The 2,186-nt window shown below is 64.7% G+C and carries 3 protein-coding genes; 2 read left to right on the top strand and 1 reads right to left on the bottom strand.

Annotation, left to right across the window (positions count from 1 at the left end; translation table 11 throughout):
• The coding region (locus tag A5714_RS21875) for a glycosyltransferase (protein ID WP_068282785.1) at positions 1 to 996 on the top strand (996 nt) is incomplete at its 5' end.
• A 175-nt stretch (positions 997 to 1,171) separates the two neighbouring features.
• On the opposite strand, the gene A5714_RS26320 is transcribed toward A5714_RS21875, so the two are convergent.
• On the bottom strand, positions 1,172 to 1,363 hold the full coding sequence (locus tag A5714_RS26320; protein WP_156747270.1) for a hypothetical protein: 192 nt from the start codon (positions 1,361 to 1,363) through the stop codon (positions 1,172 to 1,174).
• 32 nt (positions 1,364 to 1,395) lie between these two features.
• On the opposite strand from A5714_RS26320, the gene A5714_RS21880 reads away from it, so the two are divergent.
• Positions 1,396 to 2,186 (top strand): glycosyltransferase (locus A5714_RS21880; RefSeq protein ID WP_197513868.1); only part of this gene is annotated, 791 nt, incomplete at its 3' end.

The raw sequence follows: 2,186 nt of genomic DNA on the forward strand, positions 1-2,186 counted from the left end.
AGCGACCAATGCTGGCGCCACATGAACACGACGCTGCTTTCCCTGGCCGACGGGGCTGACCTGATCTTCGCTGGCCAGAGCTACCAGGAACCCGCAGCGAACGTTGCCGAGTATTACGACCTCCCGTTGGCCACCCTGCACCACGTCCCGATGCGGCCCAACGGGCAGGTGGTGTCTTTGCTTCCCGCGCCATTGGCGCGGTCGTCGATGGTGGGGTTCGACTGGTTCTGTTGGCGCCTGAACAAGAAGGTCGAGGACGCCCAACGCCGCGAGCTGGGTCTGCCGAAGGCGACGGGGCCGTCGCCCCGGCGAATCATCGAACGGCGGTCGCTGGAAATTCAGGCCTACGACGAGGTGTGCTTCCCGGGCTTGGCCGACGAGTGGGCCGACTGGCGTGACCAGCGACCGTTCGTCGGCACGTTGACGATGCAGCTGGCCACCGGCGCCGATGACGAGGTCGCGTCGTGGATTGCCGCCGGTACCCCGCCGATCTGTTTCGGATTCGGCAGCATGCCCGTGGCATCCCCGGCCGCGACGGTGGAAATGATCGGCGCCGCGTGCGCCGAGCTGGGGGAGCGGGCGTTGATCTGCGCCGGCTACAGCGATTTCAGCAGTGCGCCGTCTTTCGAGCACGTGAAGGTGGTGGGAGCGGTCAATTACGCGGCGATCTTCCCGGTCTGCCGCGCGGTCGTCCACCACGGCGGTTCAGGCACCACGGCCGCCAGCATGCGCGCGGGCGTTCCCACCGTGATCCTGTCCATGGACGCCAACCAGACCATTTGGGGAGCGCAGCTCAAACGCTTGAAAGTCGGGACGACGCGGCGCTTTTCGGCGACGACCCGGAAAACCCTCACCGCCGACCTGCGCCGGGTGCTGGCGCCGGATTACGCGGTGCGCGCCCGGCAGATCGCCAGCCACATGACCAAGCCCGCCGACAGCGTCCGCAAGGCCGCCGATCTCGTCGAGAATTTCGCCCGAGCGCGCAGCCGCGCCTGAGCGGGTCCGCAAGCGCCGGGGAAAATATGCCCCGAAAAGCGTCGGTAAATTGCGCTTTTCGGAGCCATCTGTGGCGGATACGAAATCGCGCGGTTTCCAAAGACACGCCGACGGTCCTCTGGCACAATGTATCCTCAGCCGACGATGCCTGCGCTGCTCGAAGGTCGTCACAGTGCTACGGTCCGGGGGAAAGGCCGATGACATTGGCTTTGCCAGAATTCACCACACCGCTACTGCGATGTAATTCATTTTCGTTGCAATCGCCGAAGGCGTTGCATCGCCGTTCCGCCTTTTCCTCTAGGAAAGCGCATTGGCCAGCGATGATCTGCAATTCGCAGGCCACCGGCGACTCGCCGAAGTTGCCCATGCTGACGGAGAGTGATTAAGGTTACGGTCGCGATGAAATTTGCTGTGGCGAGCTATGGAACGCGTGGCGACATCGAGCCGTGCCTCACCATCGGTCGTGAACTGATGCGCAGGGGCCACGAGGTGCGCATGGCCGTCCCGCCGAACCTGGTGGAGCTGGCGCAGAAGGCCGGTCTCCCGGCGATCGCCTACGGCCCCGATATGCACGACTTCTGGAGCGACGAATTCATCCGTGACTTTCGGAAGAATTTCGTGCGCAACCCGATCAAGCTGATCCGCGATGCGTGGGAGCCCGTGCTGCGGAATTGGCAGGAGATGAGCGCGTCGCTGATGTCGGTGGGGGCGGGAGCCGACCTCATCTTCAGCGGCCAGCTCTACCAGGATCTCGCCGTGAATGTCGCTGATTACTACGGCATTCCGATGGCCACCCTGCACTACATTCCGATGCGGCCCAACGGTCAACTGATCCCACGAATGCCCAAGCCGTTGGTGCGCACCGGCATGAGCGTCTACGACTGGATGTGCTGGCGCATGAACAAGCGGGCCGAAGACCGGCAACGCCGCGACCTCGGGCTGGCCACCGCGACCGTCGCGTCGCCCCGGCGGATCGCCGAACGCGGTTCCTTGGAAATTCAGGCCTACGATGACGTGTGCTTCCCCGGCCTCGCCGAGGAGTGGGCGAAATTCGGCGATCGGCGTCCGTTCGTGGGCGCCCTGACAATGGAATTGGCCACCGAGGCGGACGCCGACGTCGCGTCCTGGATCGCGGCGGGGACGCCGCCGATCTGCTTCGGCTCCGGCAGTATTCCGGTCGAATCACGTGC

Source organism: Mycobacterium sp. E2462, assembly GCF_001672685.1.
Lineage (GTDB): Bacteria > Actinomycetota > Actinomycetes > Mycobacteriales > Mycobacteriaceae > Mycobacterium.

Excerpts from the sequence above, each read along its gene's own strand:
- A5714_RS26320 (WP_156747270.1), bottom strand. The coding sequence starts at position 1,363 with ATGGGCAACTTCGGCGAGTCGCCGGTGGCCTGCGAATTGCAGATCATC.